Source organism: Enterobacter dykesii, from assembly GCF_008364625.2.
GTDB lineage: Bacteria > Pseudomonadota > Gammaproteobacteria > Enterobacterales > Enterobacteriaceae > Enterobacter > Enterobacter dykesii.
Genome location: NZ_CP126604.1, coordinates 861,256 through 880,149 on the forward strand (window position 1 = coordinate 861,256; position 18,894 = coordinate 880,149).

18 protein-coding genes and 1 tRNA gene are annotated in these 18,894 nt (G+C 45.1%); 14 read left to right on the forward strand and 5 right to left on the reverse strand.

What is annotated here, in order from left to right:
* Nucleotides 1-6 precede the first annotated feature (6 nt).
* Nucleotides 7-1,464, reverse strand: coding sequence for a cytosol nonspecific dipeptidase (gene pepD / locus F0320_RS03995; protein ID WP_149323978.1), 1,458 nt, complete (start codon nucleotides 1,462-1,464; stop codon nucleotides 7-9).
* A 260-nt stretch (nucleotides 1,465-1,724) separates the two neighbouring features.
* On the opposite strand from pepD, the gene gpt reads away from it, so the two are divergent.
* The 3 genes from gpt to crl all read left to right on the forward strand — a co-directional run bounded on the left by gpt (nucleotide 1,725) and on the right by crl (nucleotide 3,991).
* The gene (gpt, locus tag F0320_RS04000; RefSeq protein ID WP_010427903.1) at nucleotides 1,725-2,183 is read left to right on the forward strand and encodes a xanthine phosphoribosyltransferase; all 459 of its coding nucleotides are present in this window, start codon (nucleotides 1,725-1,727) and stop codon (nucleotides 2,181-2,183) included.
* Nucleotides 2,184-2,287: 104 nt separating this feature from the next.
* Complete coding sequence (frsA, locus tag F0320_RS04005; RefSeq protein ID WP_149323979.1) at nucleotides 2,288-3,532, forward strand: esterase FrsA; 1,245 nt, start codon at nucleotides 2,288-2,290, stop codon at nucleotides 3,530-3,532.
* 57 nt (nucleotides 3,533-3,589) lie between these two features.
* A complete protein-coding gene (gene crl / locus F0320_RS04010) occupies nucleotides 3,590-3,991 on the forward strand; it encodes a sigma factor-binding protein Crl (RefSeq protein ID WP_023310506.1) in 402 nt (133 codons plus the stop codon).
* Between the two features lie 98 nt (nucleotides 3,992-4,089).
* Here the strand turns inward: crl and phoE are convergent, their stop codons facing one another.
* The gene (gene phoE, locus F0320_RS04015; protein WP_047653275.1) at nucleotides 4,090-5,142 is read right to left on the reverse strand and encodes a phosphoporin PhoE; all 1,053 of its coding nucleotides are present in this window, start codon (nucleotides 5,140-5,142) and stop codon (nucleotides 4,090-4,092) included.
* Between the two features lie 305 nt (nucleotides 5,143-5,447).
* Between phoE and proB the strand changes: the two genes are divergently transcribed.
* The 11 genes from proB to F0320_RS04070 all read left to right on the forward strand — a co-directional run bounded on the left by proB (nucleotide 5,448) and on the right by F0320_RS04070 (nucleotide 16,145).
* The gene (gene proB / locus F0320_RS04020; protein WP_047653276.1) at nucleotides 5,448-6,551 is read left to right on the forward strand and encodes a glutamate 5-kinase; all 1,104 of its coding nucleotides are present in this window, start codon (nucleotides 5,448-5,450) and stop codon (nucleotides 6,549-6,551) included.
* 11 nt (nucleotides 6,552-6,562) lie between these two features.
* Nucleotides 6,563-7,816 (forward strand): glutamate-5-semialdehyde dehydrogenase, encoded by a 1,254-nt coding sequence (gene proA / locus F0320_RS04025; RefSeq protein WP_047653277.1) that lies wholly within the window; start codon nucleotides 6,563-6,565, stop codon nucleotides 7,814-7,816.
* Nucleotides 7,817-7,927: 111 nt separating this feature from the next.
* Nucleotides 7,928-8,003 (forward strand) — tRNA-Thr (locus F0320_RS04030).
* A gap of 175 nt (nucleotides 8,004-8,178) precedes the next feature.
* Nucleotides 8,179-9,393: a tyrosine-type recombinase/integrase gene (locus F0320_RS04035; RefSeq protein WP_001412614.1), complete on the forward strand. Its 1,215-nt coding sequence runs from the start codon at nucleotides 8,179-8,181 to the stop codon at nucleotides 9,391-9,393.
* A gap of 148 nt (nucleotides 9,394-9,541) precedes the next feature.
* Nucleotides 9,542-10,399: a DUF6387 family protein gene (locus F0320_RS04040; protein ID WP_001412615.1), complete on the forward strand. Its 858-nt coding sequence runs from the start codon at nucleotides 9,542-9,544 to the stop codon at nucleotides 10,397-10,399.
* A gap of 90 nt (nucleotides 10,400-10,489) precedes the next feature.
* On the forward strand, nucleotides 10,490-10,696 hold the full coding sequence (locus tag F0320_RS04045; RefSeq protein WP_001075424.1) for a helix-turn-helix transcriptional regulator: 207 nt from the start codon (nucleotides 10,490-10,492) through the stop codon (nucleotides 10,694-10,696).
* A 385-nt stretch (nucleotides 10,697-11,081) separates the two neighbouring features.
* Nucleotides 11,082-12,287 carry a tyrosine-type recombinase/integrase gene (locus F0320_RS04050; RefSeq protein WP_012542762.1) on the forward strand — a complete coding sequence of 402 codons (1,206 nt, stop codon included), beginning with the start codon at nucleotides 11,082-11,084 and terminating at the stop codon, nucleotides 12,285-12,287.
* Between the two features lies 1 nt (nucleotide 12,288).
* A complete protein-coding gene (locus F0320_RS04055; RefSeq protein WP_041165405.1) occupies nucleotides 12,289-13,602 on the forward strand; it encodes a site-specific integrase in 1,314 nt (437 codons plus the stop codon).
* Nucleotides 13,599-15,230, forward strand: coding sequence for a DNA-binding protein (locus F0320_RS04060; RefSeq protein ID WP_087793746.1), 1,632 nt, complete (start codon nucleotides 13,599-13,601; stop codon nucleotides 15,228-15,230). The genes F0320_RS04055 and F0320_RS04060 overlap by 4 nt, the downstream gene beginning before the upstream one ends.
* Entirely contained in the window at nucleotides 15,231-15,635 is a 405-nt protein-coding gene (locus tag F0320_RS04065; RefSeq protein ID WP_012542759.1) for a hypothetical protein, read from the forward strand.
* A gap of 96 nt (nucleotides 15,636-15,731) precedes the next feature.
* A complete protein-coding gene (locus F0320_RS04070; protein ID WP_039021687.1) occupies nucleotides 15,732-16,145 on the forward strand; it encodes a hypothetical protein in 414 nt (137 codons plus the stop codon).
* Between the two features lie 57 nt (nucleotides 16,146-16,202).
* Here F0320_RS04070 and F0320_RS04075 read toward each other — a convergent pair whose 3' ends face one another.
* The 3 genes from F0320_RS04075 to F0320_RS04085 form a co-directional block, all read right to left on the reverse strand.
* Nucleotides 16,203-16,868, reverse strand: coding sequence for a hypothetical protein (locus F0320_RS04075; RefSeq protein WP_012542757.1), 666 nt, complete (start codon nucleotides 16,866-16,868; stop codon nucleotides 16,203-16,205).
* A gap of 305 nt (nucleotides 16,869-17,173) precedes the next feature.
* Nucleotides 17,174-18,451: a relaxase/mobilization nuclease domain-containing protein gene (locus F0320_RS04080; RefSeq protein ID WP_149323980.1), complete on the reverse strand. Its 1,278-nt coding sequence runs from the start codon at nucleotides 18,449-18,451 to the stop codon at nucleotides 17,174-17,176.
* Nucleotides 18,448-18,861, reverse strand: coding sequence for a hypothetical protein (locus F0320_RS04085; RefSeq protein WP_012542755.1), 414 nt, complete (start codon nucleotides 18,859-18,861; stop codon nucleotides 18,448-18,450). The genes F0320_RS04080 and F0320_RS04085 overlap by 4 nt, the downstream gene beginning before the upstream one ends.
* Nucleotides 18,862-18,894: the final 33 nt, after the last annotated feature.

Consider the following 18,894-nt stretch of genomic DNA (forward strand, 5'->3'; position numbering starts at 1 on the left):
AGGGCGTTACTTCGCAGGAATCGCTTTCAGCAGTTCAGTCAGCAGCGTCCAGTAGTGACCGACGCTTTCGATATGAACCTGCTCATCCGGGGAGTGCGGGCCGGTAATGGTTGGCCCGATGGACACCATATCCATGTCTGGATACGGCTTCTTGAACAGACCACATTCCAGACCGGCGTGGATCACCTGAATGTTCGGGGTGCTGTTGAACAGACGCTGATAGGTTTCACGCACCAGCGCCATCACCGGAGAACTCGCATCCGGCTGCCATCCCGGGTAGCTGCCTTTGGCAGACGTTTTGGCGCCCGCCAGCGTGCCCAGAGATTCCAGCATGCTCACCACGTACTCTTTACCGCTGTCGATCAGCGAGCGGATCAGGCAGATGATTTCCGCACTGTCGTCGCTCATGCTCACCACGCCCACGTTCAGTGAGGTTTCCACCACGCCTTTCGCCACGTCAGAGTTGCGGATCACGCCGTTTGGCGTCGCGTTCAGCAGCTGAACGAAGGTGTCACGAGACTGCGCGGTCAGGGCGGTTTTATCCGTGGTCACGGATTCCAGCACTACGGTCAGGTTTTTCTCTTTCGCCGACAGTTCGTTTTTCAGGATATCCAGGTATACGGTGGAGAGTTTTTTCAGCTCGTCCGCTTTTGCCGCGGGAACCGCTACGGTGGCGAACGCTTCGCGTGGGATCGCATTGCGCAGGGTACCGCCGTTGAAGTCGACCAGACGCAGATCCAGCTCGGCCGCATGGCCTGCCAGGAAGCGCGCCAGCAGCTTGTTGGCGTTACCCAGGCCCAGATGAATATCACCGCCGGAGTGGCCGCCTTTCAGCCCTTTCAGCGTCAGCTTGAAGGTCTGGAAACCGGCAGGAATCGCTTCGCGCGACAGCGGCAGGGTAGAGATGAAATCAATTCCGCCCGCGCAGCCCATGTAGATCTCACCTTCTTCTTCAGAGTCGGTGTTGATCAGGATGTCCGCCTGCAGCCAGTTCGCCTGCAGACCAAACGCGCCGTCCATGCCTGCTTCTTCGGTCATGGTCAGCAGCACTTCCAGCGGACCGTGCTCAACGCTGTCGTCGGCCAGCACGGCCAGCGCAGAGGCCATACCGATGCCGTTATCCGCGCCCAGCGTGGTGCCGCGCGCTTTCACCCAGTCGCCGTCGATGTACGGTTGAATCGGGTCTTTGGTGAAGTCGTGAACGGTGTCGTTGTTCTTCTGTGGCACCATGTCCAGGTGCGCCTGCAGCACAACCGGTTTGCGGTTTTCCATACCTGCGGTAGCCGGTTTGCGGATCAGAATGTTGCCAACCTGGTCACGTTCAGTATGCAGACCTTTTTCCTTCGCCCAGCCCATAATATGTTCGGCAAGCTGTTCTTCATGGTAGGAAGGGTGTGGAATGGAGCAGATTTTCGCAAAAATATCCCACAGCGGCTGCGGAGATAATTGAGACAGTTCAGACACGATAAGTCTCCTTGTCGAGGCGCTGCAAACAGGGTTGCAGGTCACAGGGTTAGCAGGTTAATAGTTACCACAAGTCAGGCTTGCGAGATGAAACTGAGAATACCACTTTCTCTGCTGGCTGGTAGCATAAAGCATGTAAAAACTCAGGCAGAGGGCGCTAAACACTGGTTTTTAGTGCGTCAGATCTCTATAATCTCGCGCAACCTATTTCCCCCTCGAACACTTTTTAAGCCGTATAAAAACAGGCTGGGACACTTCACATGAGCGAAAAATACGTCGTCACCTGGGACATGTTGCAGATTCACGCACGCAAACTGGCTGCGCGTCTGATGCCTTCCGAACAGTGGAAAGGCATTATTGCCGTCAGCCGTGGCGGTCTGGTACCGGGGGCGCTGCTGGCACGTGAGCTGGGTATTCGTCATGTCGATACCGTTTGCATCTCCAGCTATGACCATGACAACCAGCGCGAGCTGACCGTGCTGAAACGTGCTGAAGGCGACGGTGAAGGTTTCATCGTTATCGACGATCTGGTGGACACCGGCGGTACAGCGGTCGCTATCCGCGAAATGTATCCGAAAGCCCATTTCGTCACTATCTTCGCGAAGCCTGCTGGCCGCCCGCTGGTTGACGATTACGTGATTGATATCCCGCAGGACACCTGGATTGAACAGCCATGGGATATGGGCGTGGTCTTCGTACCGCCTATTTCAGGCCGTTAATACCAGTACGTAACTTTACACGCCCGACTATGTCGGGCGTTGTTCTTTTTGGCCTGCCACGCGTTACAATAGTCTTCATATGACGTATTCATGGAGGCAACGCAATGACGCAGGCGAATCTCACCGAGACTCTCTTCAAACCCCGTTTCAAACACCCTGAAACGTCGACGCTGGTGCGTCGCTTTAATCCGGGTACCCAGCCTGCCGTCCAGTCCGCGTTAGACGGTAAAAACGTGCCTCACTGGTATCGCATGATTAACCGTCTGATGTGGATCTGGCGCGGCATTGACCCTCGTGAAATCCTCGACGTGCAGGCGCGTATCGTGATGAGTGAAGCCGAGCGTACCGACAGCGAACTCTACGACACGGTGGTGGGCTACCGCGGTGGCAACTGGATCTACGAGTGGTCGAAACAGGCGATGGTCTGGCAGCAAAAAGCCAGCCAGGAAGAGGATGCTACGCTCAGCGGCAAGCACTGGCTGCACGCCGCTAACCTTTACGGGATTGCTGCCTACCCGCATTTAAAAGGGGATGAACTGGCGGAGCAGGCTCAGGCTCTGGCGAACCGTGCTTATGAAGAAGCGGCGCAGCGTTTGCCGGGCCAAATGCGCGAGCTTGAGTTCAGCATTCATGGTGGCGCACCCGTCACCGGGTTCCTGCATATGCCTGAAGGCGACGGTCCGTTCCCGACCGTGCTGATGTGCGGCGGGCTGGATTCGCTGCAAATTGATTATTACAGCCTGTATGAGCGTTACTTCGCACCAAAAGGGATCGCGATGCTGACGCTTGATATGCCTTCAATTGGTTTTTCATCTAAATGGAAACTGACTCAGGATTCCAGCCTGCTGCACCAGCATGCGCTCAAAGCGCTGGAAAACATTCCATGGGTTGACCACACCCGCGTGGCGGCTTTCGGCTTCCGTTTTGGCGCGAACGTCGCGGTGCGTCTGGCTTATCTTGAATCTTCTCGTCTGAAAGCCGTCGCCTGCCTCGGCCCGGTCGTTCACGCTCTGCTTAGCGATCCTGCACGTCAGGGGAGCGTACCTGAAATGTACCTTGATGTGCTGGCCAGCCGTCTTGGCATGCATGATGCATCAGACGAAGCGCTGCGCGTTGAGCTCAATCGCTACTCGTTAAAAACGCAGGGCTTGCTGGGACGTCGATGCCCAACGCCGATGCTGTCGGGGTTCTGGAAAAACGATCCGTTCAGTCCGGAAGAAGAGTCGCGCTTAATCACGTCGTCATCTGCGGATGGCAAACTGCTTGAAGTGCCGTTCAGCCCGGTCTATCAGAATTTCGATAAAGCACTGAAAGAGATTACGCGCTGGATCGCTCAGAGATTGTGTTAATAGATTGCTAAATTTTGCTGGTTTGGTAAAACAGTGGCTTCACAAAAGGAGATCGCAATGACGTTACCGAGTGGACACCCGAAAAGTAGACTGATTAAGAAGTTTATGGCTCTCGGCCCGTATATTCGAGAAGAGCAGTGTGAAGAGAATCGCTTTTTTTTCGACTGCCTGGCTGTATGCGTCAACGTGAAGCCTGCACCCGAAAAACGTGAATTCTGGGGCTGGTGGATGGAAATGGAAGCAGAGGAAAAACGCTTTACGTATAGCTACCAGTTTGGCCTGTTTAATAAAGACGGCAACTGGCAGGCCACCACGATTAAAGATCAGGAAGTGATTGACCGCCTGGAATATACGCTAAAAGAGTTTCACGATAAGGCACGCGCACTGCTGGCTACCCTGGATCTCAAGTTCGAACCCGCGGATGACTTTTCCAGCGAAGCGGTGAAGCTGACTGCCTGATAGTCTTCCCCCCTCTCCCTGTGGGAGAGGGGGGAAGACCGCATGAATCCCCGACAATAAAAAAACCGGCATCAAGCCGGTTTTTTTATTTCGCATCATCAGAACTGGTAGGTCATACCCAGTGCAACGATGTCATCGCTGCTCACGCCCAGTTTATTTTTGTCGTCAATCTGGTTGATTTTATAATCAACAAACGCGGACATATTTTTGTTGAAGTAATAGGTCGCGCCAACGTCAATATATTTCACCAGATCTTCGTCGCCAATACCTTCGATATCTTTACCTTTAGACTGAACATAGCCCAGGGACGGGCGCAGACCGAAGTCGAACTGATATTGTGCGACCACTTCAAAGTTCTGCGCTTTATTAGCAAACCCGCCGGAAATTGGCGTCATATTGCGGGTTTCAGAATACATTGCAGCCAGATAAATATCGTTTGCATCATATTTCAGACCGGTTGCCCAGGCTTCGGCTTTCTGCCCCTGGCCACGCGCCAGCAGGTTCTGAGCATTGGTGCGGTCAGAGTTGGTGTAGGCGCCGCTGACGGCGAAATCGCTGCCGCCGAAGTCATAGGTCAGAGAGGTACCAAAACCGTCACCGTTCTGTTTTTTAGCGTCACGGTTTTCGTTTTTGCCCTGGTACTGCAGCGTCATGTCCAGACCGTCAACCGCGCCGAAGAAGTCGGTATTACGGTAGGTGGCCAGGCCGGTAGCACGCTTGGTCATGAAGTTATCGGTCTGCGCGGAAGAGTCGCCGCCGAACTCAGGGAACATATCGGTCCATGCTTCGACGTCATACAGGGCACCCAGGTTACGGCCGTAATCCAGTGAGCCAAAGTTTTTCAGCTTCAGACCCGCAAACGCCAGACGCGTTTTCTGAGTAGAGTCGCTCTCGGCTTTGTTACCTGCAAATTCAGATTCCCAACGGCCATAGCCCGTCAGCTGATCGTTAATCTGAGTTTCGCCTTTAAAACCGAAACGAACGTAGGTCTGATCGCCATCTTTGGTGGCATCATCACTGATGTAGTGCATGGCTTTTACTTTGCCGTACACGTCCAGTTTATTACCATCTTTATTATAAACTTCAGCTGCGTGAACGGATGCAGAAGCCACTACGCCCATAACCATTAATGCCAGAGTGCTCTTTTTCATTTTCGATCCTGTCTTATAAACGCGCTAAAAAAATTCGCTGGACGATAAGCTCATGCTTAAGTCCCGTGAAAAAACAGGAAGGGTTTTATCGTTCTGGAATGAAACTTTTATGACAAACTAAGAATAATTTTAAAAAACTGTGATTTATTATTTCGGTAATAAAAGCGTCAAAATTTCCCGCTACGCTTCCTGATCCCGCGCAACAAAGTGTTTCGCGATGTGCTAAGGCAGTTGGCAACGGGGCTGACTCCTGTTAAAACGTTCGTTCGACATTACTTTCCCTTATCGTTGAACGGCAGAGAATCATGAGTGACAGCCAGACGCTGGTGGTAAAACTCGGTACCAGTGTTTTAACAGGCGGATCGCGCCGCCTAAATCGCGCCCACATTGTTGAGCTTGTACGTCAGTGCGCTCAGCTACATGCCGCAGGGCATCGTATTGTGATTGTGACCTCCGGGGCGATTGCCGCCGGGCGTGAACACCTGGGTTACCCCGAACTCCCCGCGACGATCGCTTCCAAGCAGCTGCTGGCCGCCGTGGGCCAAAGCCGACTCATTCAACTCTGGGAACAGCTATTCTCCATCTATGGTATTCACGTCGGGCAAATGCTGCTGACGCGTGCGGATATGGAAGACAGAGAGCGCTTCTTGAACGCCCGCGATACCCTGCGCGCGCTGCTGGACAACAATATTGTTCCGGTCATTAACGAGAACGATGCCGTTGCTACCGCTGAAATCAAAGTGGGTGATAACGATAACCTCTCTGCGCTGGCCGCGATTCTGGCGGGTGCCGATAAATTACTGCTTCTGACCGATCAGCAGGGGCTTTTCACCGCCGATCCGCGCTCCAACCCGGAAGCCGAGCTGATTAGCGACGTTCACGGTATCGACGATGCGCTGCGCGCCATCGCCGGTGACAGCGTTTCAGGCCTCGGAACGGGCGGTATGGGGACCAAGCTGCAGGCCGCTGACGTAGCGTGCCGCGCCGGTATCGACACCATCATTGCAGCGGGCAGCCGCCCCGGCGTGATTGGCGACGTGATGGAAGGCATCTCCGTCGGCACCCGCTTCCACGCCCAGGAATCCCCGCTCGAAAACCGCAAGCGCTGGATATTTGGCGCGCCTCCTGCTGGCGAACTCGTCGTCGATGCAGGGGCAACCGCCGCGATTCTGGAACGAGGAAGTTCATTACTTCCTAAAGGAATTAAAAGCGTGACAGGCAACTTCTCCCGTGGTGAAGTGATCCGTATCCGTAACCTCGAAGGCCGCGACATCGCCCACGGCGTAAGCCGTTATAACAGCGATGCCCTGCGCCGCATCGCGGGTCACCACTCGCAGCAGATCGACGCCATTCTGGGCTATGAATATGGTCCGGTTGCCGTGCATCGCGATGACATGATTATTCGTTAAGGAGCCTGAACATGCTGGAACAAATGGGCGCTGCCGCGAAGGCTGCCTCTTACAAACTGGCGCTCCTTTCCAGCCGCGAGAAAAACCGCGTGCTGGAAAAAATCGCTGATTATCTGGAATCACAGTCACAGGAGATTTTGCTCGCCAACGAGCAGGATCTGCTGGAAGCGCGTCGTAACGGTTTGAGCGAAGCGATGCTCGACCGTCTGGCGCTGACGCCAGCACGCCTGAAAGGCATCGCCGACGATGTGCGTCAGGTCTGCAATCTGGCCGACCCGGTAGGGCAGGTGATCGACGGCGGGCTGCTCGACAGCGGTTTACGCCTGGAGCGCCGCCGCGTGCCGCTCGGCGTTATCGGTGTGATTTATGAAGCCCGTCCAAACGTGACGGTGGATGTCGCCTCCCTGTGCCTGAAAACCGGTAACGCCGCCATCCTGCGCGGTGGGAAAGAGACATGGCGCACCAACGCCGCGACGGTGAAAGTCATTCAGCAGGCGCTGGAAGAGTGTGGATTACCGGCGGGTGCCGTACAGGCGATCGAGAGCCCAGACCGCGCGCTGGTCAACGAAATGCTGCGCATGGACAAATACATCGACATGCTGATCCCACGCGGTGGCGCGGGCCTGCACAAGCTGTGCCGCGAGCAGTCGACGATTCCGGTGATCACTGGCGGTATCGGCGTGTGCCATATCGTTGTCGACGACAGCGCTGAGATTGAACCGGCGCTGAAGATTATCGTGAATGCGAAAACCCAGCGTCCAAGCACTTGTAACACCGTGGAAACGCTGCTGGTTCATCAGGGTATTGCGAACACCTTCCTGCCGGCTCTGAGCAAACAGATGGCAGAAAGCGGCGTGACGCTGCATGCTGACGCTAGTGCGCTCGCACTGCTTCAGGAAGGCCCGGCTAACGTTGTTCCCGTAAAAGCGGAGCAGTACGACGACGAGTTCCTGTCACTGGATCTGAACGTGAAAATCGTTACCGATCTCGACGACGCCATTGCGCACATTCGTGAACACGGGACGCAGCATTCTGACGCGATTCTGACGCGCACCCTGCGCAATGCGGATCGCTTCGTGAACGAAGTGGATTCATCTGCGGTGTATGTGAATGCCTCCACCCGCTTCACCGACGGCGGCCAGTTCGGCCTCGGCGCAGAGGTGGCGGTCAGCACGCAGAAACTGCACGCGCGCGGCCCGATGGGGCTGGAGGCGCTGACCACGTACAAGTGGATCGGCTTCGGTGACGATACGATTCGTGCGTAAATAATCACGGGTGATGCAAAAATAGCCGTTTGATTCAAAAGGGCATTGACGCATCACCCGGATAGATCTAACCTTTTGCCCCGTGGTTACGCTCGTAACCGGCCTCTCAGGGCCGATATAGCTCAGTTGGTAGAGCAGCGCATTCGTAATGCGAAGGTCGTAGGTTCGACTCCTATTATCGGCACCATCCTACCTATTTTAACGTCTCCCTAAGTCTACTCAAACACCCTTTAAATCCTTATAATACGCCGTTTCACGGCCCTTGTTGTCTCTGCTCGTCTACTCACGTTCACGAAAATCTACGGTGAGTTGGGGGCATCGGTGGGGGCATGTTGTATTCGGTCTAAAGGAGATGCCCCCAAATGAAGCTCAATGCCAGACAGGTCGAGACTGCCAAGCCTAAAGATAAACCCTATAAGTTAGCAGATGGTGGGGGCATGTATCTGGAGGTGTTCCCTAACGGCACCAAAAGCTGGCGCATGAAATACCGTATCGCAGGTAAAGAAAAACGTGTGGTGTTTGGTGTTTACCCGACCATTACCTTAGCGGATGCCAGAAGCAAAAGAGATGATGCTAAAAAGCTGCTGGTTAATGGCGTTGATCCGAGTGCGTTTAAGAAAGAAAGCAAACTAGCCCAAATCGAAGAAGTAAAAAACACCTTTCAGCAAATTGCGCTCGAATGGCACAACATGAAAGTGAAGAAATGGTCTGCGGGATATGCCTCTGACATTCTTGAAGCCTTCAACAAAGATGTCTTCCCGTTCATCGGTCAACGTCCTGTTGCAGACATCAAGCCGTTGGAATTGCTTAACGTGCTCAAAAAGATGGAAGAGCGAGGTGCGACTGAGAAAGCTAAGAAAGTACGTCAGCGGTGTGGTGAAGTGTTTCGCTACGCCATAGTTACAGGCAGAGCCGAGTATAACCCCGCACCAGATCTCACCAGTGCTATGCAGGGGCATGAGTCTAAACATTATCCATTCCTGACCATTGAGGAGCTTCCAGCCTTTTTTAAAGCCCTTGCTGGCTACTCTGGTAGTGAGTTGGTAGTGTTAGCCGCCCGACTAATGATCATCACTGGTGTTCGAACGGGTGAATTACGTGGTGCGTTATGGTCTGAAATTTATACTGATAAAGGGTTATGGGAAATTTCTGCCGAACGCATGAAAATGCGGCGTCCTCATATTGTTCCGTTATCCGTGCAGGCATTGGAAATTATTGAAAAAATCAGGGCAATGACTGGTAATTTTCATCTAATGTTCCCCGGTCGTAATGATCCAAGTAAAACAATGAGCGAAGCCAGTATCAATCAGGTGTTTAAGCGAATTGGCTATACCGGCCGCGTTACGGGGCATGGATTCCGTCATACCATGAGCACCGTTCTTCATGAACAAGGCTACAACACCGCATGGATTGAAACCCAGCTTGCGCATCTTGATAAGAATGCTATCCGTGGTACCTATAACCATGCGCAATATCTTGATGGCAGACGTGAGATGCTGCAATGGTATGCTGACTATATGGATAGCCTTGAGAATGGTGGCAATGTGATGCATGGGACGTTTAATCGACGTGCATAGAGGAAGCTGATGCTGAACTAAGGGCTATGTCTCGGTAGAGCGTAGCTCTTTTTTATGACTGCATTTTTTATAATTATTGCTTCTGGTCGCTCAGATGAGTTCAACTATCCATTTCTGAATGGAATAACAAAGGCACCAAATGGCAATCATGAGAAACTGGTCAACGGAACACACCAAAGAAGTTAAAAAATGGTTGGATATCAATACCTATCGAGGATTTGAAGATCTGACTCTCATACAGCTTTACCATGAGCTGCTTGCAAGGACACTGTTCTTTAAGCCTTATCATGAGGAATTCGAAGCGAAAGCCGTGAACCTCTATATTGACCGAATTTTCAGCGGAAAACCGTTTCTTATTACAGAGCAACATCTCGGATACCTCACGAGAGAGGACACCCTTTACCAACCCCCACATTTCTTTTTGACCACGACAGAACGGCTGGCTCAGCTCAGCATCGTTGGATTACGGAATTCATTATTTTTCTGGGATGGAAGTGATGAGTACTCGGTTAACCGTGAATTTCTCGATAGCCCTGTATCCGAAGCTCTCCCTAAGCTGTTCAGAGATACTGTCATGGTCGAAATAGACCTTGCGAATGGAACTGATGAGGAAATAGCTGAATCTTTGAAAGCCGCGCTACCTCAATGGCGTAAAGTACGGGGCATTGAAGCCGATACATCTGATTCGATCAGGTTTGGCTATGGAACCATCAAGAAAATCATCAACTACAGACTCATACCCATGATTGACATCCTTGTATGGTCTACTCTGCACAAGGTTCGCATATCAGAAGATCGACTTTCACGCCTCCTTTACACCGACGATGATGATGAAGAACAGACCCGCCTCAATCACCAAATTCGGGACACAGACAGACCACTGGCGATAAAAGCAGCCAGTATACCTTTCATCCGTCAGTTCCATCTGTTCATCAACAAAAACAGTCATCTCAAAAACATCAGAGTTTCAGACGTGATGAAAATCGCGGATTCTGATAAAGACTGATATCCAGACCCTTGGCGATCTGAAGGTCGCTCTTTTTGCTGGTGATTCAATCGTATATTCATTTCCGTCAACATAGATGAGGGAAATACCATGAATCAGCCATGCACACGTCTTATCCGCCTGTCAGAAGTGATGAATAAAACCGGATTTGGTAAGGCTTGGATTTATCGTCTTATCAGCCAAAATCGGTTTCCACAGCCTGTAAAGATCGGTATTCGTGCTATTGCTTTTATCGAAAGCGAAATCGATGAATGGATTCAATTAACTATAGAGAATTCAAGAAAGCATGTTGCTTAAGAGGAATGTTGCTACATCGATCTTTTAACTTTTAATAATATTAAGAAAGTAAATTTATAGGCCTTATAAGTTCACTGACTGAGTTTCAAAAAAAACGAGGTTTTGTAAAGTTTAAATCTAAAAAATTACTATATTTAACGGAATTCTTTACCTTTTTTCTGGCAGAGCTTTTGCTATAAGGTTTAGAGATGGTTTTCTTAATATCGGGTATGGATACTTTCTACTAGCCGTACCTGTTTCTTTCACGTGAAAGAAAATTTTTTAAATATTTAAATTCATTATAAATAAAGCCATATATAACAAAAAAATTTGCAAAATTTAAATTGATAAAATAAATATAAGCCGTAGTGATTACTAAATGTAAAGTTTTTGGAGGGTTATTATAATGTCATATCAAATAAAAAAATTTGTGATGAGCAATGGCGAACGAGGATGTTTGGTTCTCGATAAAGAAACACAGTTGCCTGTTTATTATCAAAATCTCTATCTTACAACCAATGTCAGGAATAGAAGTGCGACCGCATCAACGATGGAGATAGTTGCAACAAACTTACTAATACTAAGCAATTTCCTCAAAAGCAGGAAAATAAATATAATTGATAGGATTGAAATTAAGGAGTTCCTAAGTGTAGCAGAAGTGGATGACCTGATCCGTTATGCAAGGCAGAGATTTGATAAGCAAAAGATTACAAATGTAAGATTAATAAAAGGGTATCAGATTGCAAGAAGAACTTTCGGCTATAGAATTCATGTTTTTTCGAGCTATCTTAATTGGCTGTGCGGTTTACTTCATTCTATTAAGGGAATTCATGCTAGATATGAAGTCGAGAGTTTCATAGAAAGTATTAGAGCACATCTCCCGCTAAATAAATCTCTTAGCATGAATGACAGAAAAGATAAATCACTGAGCAAAGAAGAGATAAAAAAACTGTTTGAGTTATTAGAAATTGAAGGAAGCCAAAATCCTTTTCAGAAGGATGTTCAAGTGAGAAACAGACTCATTTTTACCTTACTATTGAATTGTGGTTTAAGAGCAGGAGAGCTATTAAATCTAAAAGTTAATGATTTAAATCCTAGGGATTACACACTAAGTATTTTCAGAAGACATGATTGCATTGAAGATCGAAGGCTGAATCAACCTTTAGTCAAAACTGGTGAAAGGGAAATTCCATTGTCGGACGAGTTAGCATTGGAGATTTTGGATTACATAAATAACTATAGAAATAAATACACCAAAAAGAAGAAGCATAACTTCCTGTTTGTTACACACAGTTCATGTAAAACAGTTGGAGAACCTTTGTCTGTTTCAGCATATGAAAAGATAATTTCGACTATTAAAAAATCAAGCCCGGAATTAAAGAATTTATCAGGTCATAAATTGAGACATTCTTGGAACTATTTCTATTCAAGTGAAATTGATGATTCGAATTTAGATATCAGCCGAAAATCAGGTTTAAGGTGCTATCTCATGGGGTGGTCAAAAGATTCAAAGATGTCAGAAAATTATAACTTCAAACACATATCAATGAAAGAAAAGGAAGTTATTGGAAGAGTTTATGACTCTTTGAGGAAAATAACTAAAGGGGAATGAAATGAAAACAAGCACTTTAAAAAAAGAGAATGTAGTTTTTGCAATGATGAAGGGGTATGGGTTCAGGATTTCAGATAATAAATGGAAATTAGATATAAATAATTGTGTTTGCCCACATAAGGTTGCCGATAAAATGCCAGAGTCGATGCGTGTTGGTTATCTTAATACCTTGGCATATTTTTCGTCTGAATATAGTGCAGGCTACATAAAGAATATAAATCACATCTTTAGCCAATGGCTAAGATTGATGGATCTTGAAATGATTAATTCCAAAGCGGTTTATCAATTTAATGTTAGCTTAGGCCCTGAGAAAAACTATAAGCTAAATTCAATAAAGAATTTTCTTAGTAAATGGAAAAAACTCGGTTATGAAGGAGTTGATAACTCAGCTCTAAGAATGCTGGAAAAAATAACCATTAAACCTAATTTAACAGGGGAAGCCGTTAAACGAAGAGATCCGAATAGTGGACCACTAACGGAAGAAGAGCTGAAAATCATACTTGAAAGTATCAGGAAATTGTTGAAAGAAGATAAAATCCCTCTGTTTATGTATTGCTACGTTATTCTATTAGCAACAACGGGAAGGAGGCCATCACAGCTAACTTCGTTGAAAGCGAAAGATCTCATCAGAACGGAAGAGGGTTGTTTTCTAAATATACCGAAAGTAAAACAAAGGAAGAACTTCAGAAGTGAGTTCAGCATGATGAGAATCGACGATAGCCTGTATGAGGAACTTATAACCTTGATTGACCTGAACCAGAAACATATCGAAGATAGGGTCAAGAGGAATATTAGTCATTTAAAAAATGAATTACCTATACTCATGGACATTAAACAATATGTATTAATTGATACTGGACAAAGTTTAGATACCATCATGACAACTGATTTTTTACATATGAAGAATTCTTTTATCTCAAACAGACTAAATAATTTGACTACTAAATTCAACATTGGCTCATCAAGTAATAACGGCCCTATACGGATTAATGCAAGACGATTTAGGTATACCCTGGGAACTCGTTTAGCAAAGGAAGGTGCATCAGTTGAAGTAATAGCTAAAGCATTAGACCATAAATCTATAAACTCATCAGGGATATACGTAAAAAATTGTCCAGACAATGTTCATGATATAGACAAGATGCTTAATCCTTTTTTTGAACCGCTATCAAAGATATTTCTTGGAGAAGAACAGTCAAAAAACAAGAAGCTCTTTACTGAATATATTTTAAATTCGTTCGGATTTTTTAATGATAAAAATGACCAAATTGAATGTTTCACTTGTAAAAACTTTAGAGCCTGGAGTTCCCAATGACCAATATCATACTATTCGAGCCAGCCAATGCTAATAATCCGAGTTTAAATGTTGATGAATTTATTGAATTTTGTAAGAGTAATATTTTCAACTCGAAGTTAGCGATTTCATGGAAAAGCAATGTATGGAAGAGATATTATAGATTCAATAAATTTGACATGAATAATAATCGAAATAGCAAAGATAGATTAGATGGTAGTTTCATTGATTTCGCTAAAGCTTATATGTTTCATATTCACTCGTTTAACAGGTCAAAGTCAAACCAAAATACTTTGTCAATGTTGAAAATCATTGAGTTTGTTTTATTGAAATTATACGGAGAAGCTAATATTATTAAGTGCAATAATATCATATTTGATGAATGTGCAAGGTTAGCATCTGCCAAATATTCAAAAGTACAAGCAGTTGGAATTGGTAAAGAACTTGAGAAACTATGTTCATTCTTAACAGGAAACAGAATGACGACTTCATCATACTTTTTCTGGGTAAATCCGTTAAGACATAAAATAACTCAGAGCTGGAAAGGTTATGAACCTTCACTCGAAGGACACTCAAAACTACCAGACATAAAATCCGTAATAGCTATTGCTGAGATTTTCTCAAAAGATGAAAGCCAATTGTCTACAAGGGACATTTTCACTACTTCTGTTCTTGCACTACTCATGTGTGCTCCAGGAAGAATTTCAGAAATTTTAAGTCTTCCAGCGGATTGTGAGATTATTGAAAAAGATGACAAAGGCATTGAACGATATGGTTTAAGATTTTTTTCAGCAAAGGGTTATGCTGGGGATATCAAATGGATTCCTACAGTAATGGTCCCTATAGCTCAAAAGGCGATAGCCCGATTAAAAAAACTGTCCAGCAATGCAAGGTTTGCCTCAAGGACAATGGAAGGCCAAGGCACTGATCCATCCAAATTTGCACTCGTTACCACAAAGCCTCAGAATTTTCCTTGGTATGATGAAGAAAAAAGAATTAAATATTCAAATGCTTTATGTCTTTTATTTGACAGGCAACTGTGTCAGAAGACAAGAAAAGATTTTACATCTTTTTTCAAACCCACGGCTGAGTTTTTTAGGATGGATATTAATGCTTTTGCAAGTATTAAAGGCACAACAAACCTGTTCAAAAGACACGGCTATATCAATGAGGATGGTATTCCATATTCTATTAGAACTCATCAATTAAGGCATCTGCTGAATACTTTTTCTCAAATTAATGGCATGGATGAGTTCAGCATCGCTCGATGGTCTGGAAGAAAGTTGGTCTCACAAAATGTTTCCTATGATCACCGATCACACTTACAAATGACTAAGCTCATAAGAGAAAAAACGACAATCGAGGCAAGTAATAGGCATAGAAAAAAAGAAATAGCTATCATGGATATAACTGATTTCGATTCATTGAATGATGGAGCTGTGCTCGTTACTAAGCACGGTTACTGCAAGCACTCATATGCTTTTGACATATGTGGTTATTATCCAATACAAGACTCTGGAAAGGATGATGACCGACTATTGGTAATTCATAATAAAATTATTGAAAAAACGTATCATGATAAAAATGATGGGAATGTCAATGCTGAAAAATGGTATGAGTTTCAAAATAAAATTATAAAAGGAGAGTAAATGGCTAAACATATTACTGGTTATGATGAAAAAAGCATAATAAATGTTATAAATAACTGGAATAAAGATGAGAAGCTAACCTGGGATGCTTTATGCGACAAGTTAGTAAAGATCATTGGTAAGAGACCTTCAAGACAATCTTTAAGTAGTCATGTCAAGGTTTCGGATTGTTTTAATTCAAAAAAGAAGATTCTCAAGCTTGGTATTAAAAAAACATGTTCTATTAAACCTGCCAATTTAGAAATCGCTTGTCAGAGAATAAAAAGGCTCGAAACTGAAAACGAAGCTTTGATAGCATTAAATAACAGATATTTAGAGCAGTTCAAGATATGGCTTTATAATTCTCATTTGAAGCAAATAACTGTTGAAGAGCTTAATAGACCCTTACCTGTAAAAGATATTTAAATATAATTTGATAGGTTTTAACTATTGACATCATTAATAATTATGATATTTCTTTAATTGTCAGGAAGACAAAAATAAATTGCAAGGATGCATATTATGAAAAAAATAAATATTAATCTCATGGAAAGGTATCTTCTTCTGCTTGATCGATTCGTTGATAAACTTACGGAATCAGGCTTTGAAGAACAGGAAATTATAGAGCAATCATATCTGTTTTGTGCCGGGTTTTACATTAAATACCAGCCTGAAATAGAAAAGCTAACTTTTTCAAACAGGGAGGTCGTTTTAACCTTTCTGCTACTTTCATATTATAGTCATATAAATAAACTGGATGATAATTTGATCAACAAAGAGCGTATGAAGCATGTATGTTCTTCATTGATTAACTTTATAGTCAGTAATGGTAGCCGAACAGAGAAAGTCTATGCTAATGAGAAAAAGAAATATGAGGCTTCGACCCTAAAAAGAGGATTATCCATCAAAGAGAAGAAAAGAAAATATGGATTGTGATTATTTTAAAAGCCCGTAGTAGGAATCTACGGGCTAACTCTTTGTTGCTTATAATTTTTAGCTTTTTACTAAATCGATAAGATTTCTGAGTTCATGATCAAACCTCTCGCTTCTTCTTTTAATCCATTTAATACAAACGAAACTTCCGATCCTTGAGAGGAAATATGTAAACCACATATACTTGTGCTCATCCCACACATATCCGTCTTTGAATCCTACGAGCAATGAACAAAATGCAATGAATGAAGCCATGCAGAGCAAAGTGAAGAGAATATAAAACCACTTCGGAACAGGCATTGCTCTGAAGAAAGATGTCGTCGAAGCATTATGAAATAGCATTGTCAGAAAAGCGGGGATAATAATGGTTTTCCTTTTTAAGTTTACATCGTTTTCACCTGTGTTCTTATTAATAATTAGGGCATTATTATGAACATAACATGAGCTATTTTTACCATACTGACGAAGCTCGTATTTATGGATAGTGTGTGAACTTCTGAACGGGATACCGTAGTCGGGAATCTGCCTCTCATCCCCAGCGTTGCTTTTTACCCAGATCTGGTTATTGCCTGGGTTTGAATCAATGACAGTGCCAGAGAAAGTCTCAACAAACGTGTAAGTTTCACCAAAAAGTTCAAACCTGGGGGCCGTAATCTCTGCTTTCCGACGATCAGAAAGACTAACGTTGACTTCTTCATTGCGGTGTTTCGTGGTGGAGATACTCATACAAGTTCCTTTGTGTTAGATGTGAAATTCATATTCGATGTATGAAGAAATCAGGGACTACAGATGAGATGGTATCTGCCATTTCAAAACCTGCATGTTAGTTGACTACGTAAATAGGCTAGTTAAATCAGTCTGTTATATTTTTTGGTGTGAAATCACATTTTGACTGGGTTTACAGGAAAGGCAAATCACTTGTACCGATCGATTAAAGATTAATGATAGATATTGACTATCAATACTAGAATATCGATCGGTATAAACGATCGATTGATTGGCCTGTATCTATCAAAAAAGGCTTGCCAGCCCTACATTGAAAGCGAAGCTCTTCTGGATTGAGGTGCTGATACAATAAGATTTTTTTTGGGGAGAGGCGTTATCTCTATCACTCTCACGTCAGTGATGGTTTTGTATTTTAGAGGGCGTTTAAGGGTTGGGATTTTGAGGTTTTTGAAGATGGTAATAATGGTATTGAGATAGGGGATGGTTTCTAACCATCTGAACATTGAAACCATATAGCTTTGCTTAGAGGCTTCTTTTACCGCTTCGGTTGCAAACGCTTCTTGAGCACCAGCACCTGCTTCTAAGTGAAGCTGCTTTACAGAAGCGTTAGTGTATTCGTCCTGACCAGCACGGTTATGGTTATCATGGATAAGCGCTTCTATGGGGCTGTTAACGGCTGCTGTTGTGATTTCAGGAGCGTCAGGAGTCATGAACATACAAGGCGTTTCACTGACAGATGCTCTCAGTTTAAACAGGAAAGCATTATCGCGTTCCGGCTGATAATCGAGTTTGTCCTGTAAAGCTGTCCAGGAATAGCTTTTGCCAAGCTGAGATGCTTTGAAAGCAATCCCGTTGTATTCGAATGAGAAGCCGTTCATGCGTCCAGTAGAAGCGATGTTCGGGATTGCTCTGATGTTTTGTGCGTTAAGCTGATGCACAAACTCAGTGGTTGACGGTTTATCGGCAAGGAATACTTCCAGAGCGTTCTGGATGATGGTTTTAGGGCATAGCTCACCAGTCCTTTTCTCCATCATCGCTTCATTACGTGATTTTTTGCGTTTCGGTTCAGGTGAGGGCGAAGCTGTGGATGGTGATACTAAGAATTCCAGACCCTTACCCTTGGTTCTGGTCAGTGAATAGTCGAGTTCTAGCTGCTGGATGATGCGGGTGCTGATGAGATTTTCATTTTTTCCAAGGTAGAGCTTCCCCGAACTGAGTTCGATGCGACTGGCGATGATATGGATGTGCTGACCGGCCTTATCGTCATGAAGTATATAAGCTCGTAGATGCGTCTCAGAGAAGCCCATACGCTTCATGTAGTCATCTGCGACCTCAACCCATTGTTCAGTAGTTAGATGCTCACCCGCAGGAAGACGCAAAGAATTATGCCATACGGGTTTACTGACATCAGAACGTAGAAGCTTCGTTGTGTTGAACTCTGCACTTAACGCTTCTGCGAAGCTTTCTATGACATTGCCGCCGATCACATATGGAGCTGATTTATGGTGCGAAGCGGGTTTTAATAAATAAGAAATTAGCCCGTTAAAGGTTTTTCCTCTTTTGATTTTTTGCATCCCTTTCATTCATTTCTTTCTCCCCATAGATCTGCACCAACAAGATTTATGCGAAGCTCAGAGATCTGGCGCTTCACTGCGAATAGTTCTGTTTGCGTCAGAGAGCTTCCCTGGCTTTTGTTATCCAGATGAGCGACAAGTTTGTTCAGCTTCTGCGAAATCTCACCAAGGATTTTCCAGGCTTCAATATTGATAGCTGGAACGACAGCAGGAAGTTTATTAAGTAAAGATAAGCGAAGCCACTCGCCTTTACGATGACGGCCACGTCTCTCATTGAGAAGCGTTAGCTCTTCATCATTTAATCTGACACTGACGCAATGAGAACGAAGCTGGTTGTGTGAGAGCTTCGCTTCGTTAACGCTTCTATTACGGGAATGCATACTCACAACGATCTTATTAAAAGTATTATTCTCGACCATATGAACTCCTTTTCATATAACATATAATTAAAT

Bases quoted from the DNA above. Each gene is read 5' to 3' on its own strand.
- phoE (WP_047653275.1), bottom strand. From the start codon at position 5,142: ATGAAAAAGAGCACTCTGGCATTAATGGTTATGGGCGTAGTGGCTTCT.
- F0320_RS04050 (WP_012542762.1), top strand. From the start codon at position 11,082: ATGTCATATCAAATAAAAAAATTTGTGATGAGCAATGGCGAACGAGGA.
- F0320_RS04055 (WP_041165405.1), top strand. From the start codon at position 12,289: ATGAAAACAAGCACTTTAAAAAAAGAGAATGTAGTTTTTGCAATGATG.
- F0320_RS04070 (WP_039021687.1), top strand. From the start codon at position 15,732: ATGAAAAAAATAAATATTAATCTCATGGAAAGGTATCTTCTTCTGCTT.
- F0320_RS04085 (WP_012542755.1), bottom strand. From the start codon at position 18,861: ATGGTCGAGAATAATACTTTTAATAAGATCGTTGTGAGTATGCATTCC.
- gpt (WP_010427903.1), top strand. From the start codon at position 1,725: ATGAGCGAAAAATACGTCGTCACCTGGGACATGTTGCAGATTCACGCA.
- F0320_RS04040 (WP_001412615.1), top strand. From the start codon at position 9,542: ATGAGAAACTGGTCAACGGAACACACCAAAGAAGTTAAAAAATGGTTG.
- F0320_RS04065 (WP_012542759.1), top strand. From the start codon at position 15,231: ATGGCTAAACATATTACTGGTTATGATGAAAAAAGCATAATAAATGTT.
- proA (WP_047653277.1), top strand. From the start codon at position 6,563: ATGCTGGAACAAATGGGCGCTGCCGCGAAGGCTGCCTCTTACAAACTG.
- F0320_RS04075 (WP_012542757.1), bottom strand. From the start codon at position 16,868: ATGAGTATCTCCACCACGAAACACCGCAATGAAGAAGTCAACGTTAGT.
- F0320_RS04080 (WP_149323980.1), bottom strand. From the start codon at position 18,451: ATGAAAGGGATGCAAAAAATCAAAAGAGGAAAAACCTTTAACGGGCTA.
- F0320_RS04045 (WP_001075424.1), top strand. From the start codon at position 10,490: ATGAATCAGCCATGCACACGTCTTATCCGCCTGTCAGAAGTGATGAAT.
- F0320_RS04035 (WP_001412614.1), top strand. From the start codon at position 8,179: ATGAAGCTCAATGCCAGACAGGTCGAGACTGCCAAGCCTAAAGATAAA.
- frsA (WP_149323979.1), top strand. From the start codon at position 2,288: ATGACGCAGGCGAATCTCACCGAGACTCTCTTCAAACCCCGTTTCAAA.
- proB (WP_047653276.1), top strand. From the start codon at position 5,448: ATGAGTGACAGCCAGACGCTGGTGGTAAAACTCGGTACCAGTGTTTTA.
- F0320_RS04060 (WP_087793746.1), top strand. From the start codon at position 13,599: ATGACCAATATCATACTATTCGAGCCAGCCAATGCTAATAATCCGAGT.
- crl (WP_023310506.1), top strand. From the start codon at position 3,590: ATGACGTTACCGAGTGGACACCCGAAAAGTAGACTGATTAAGAAGTTT.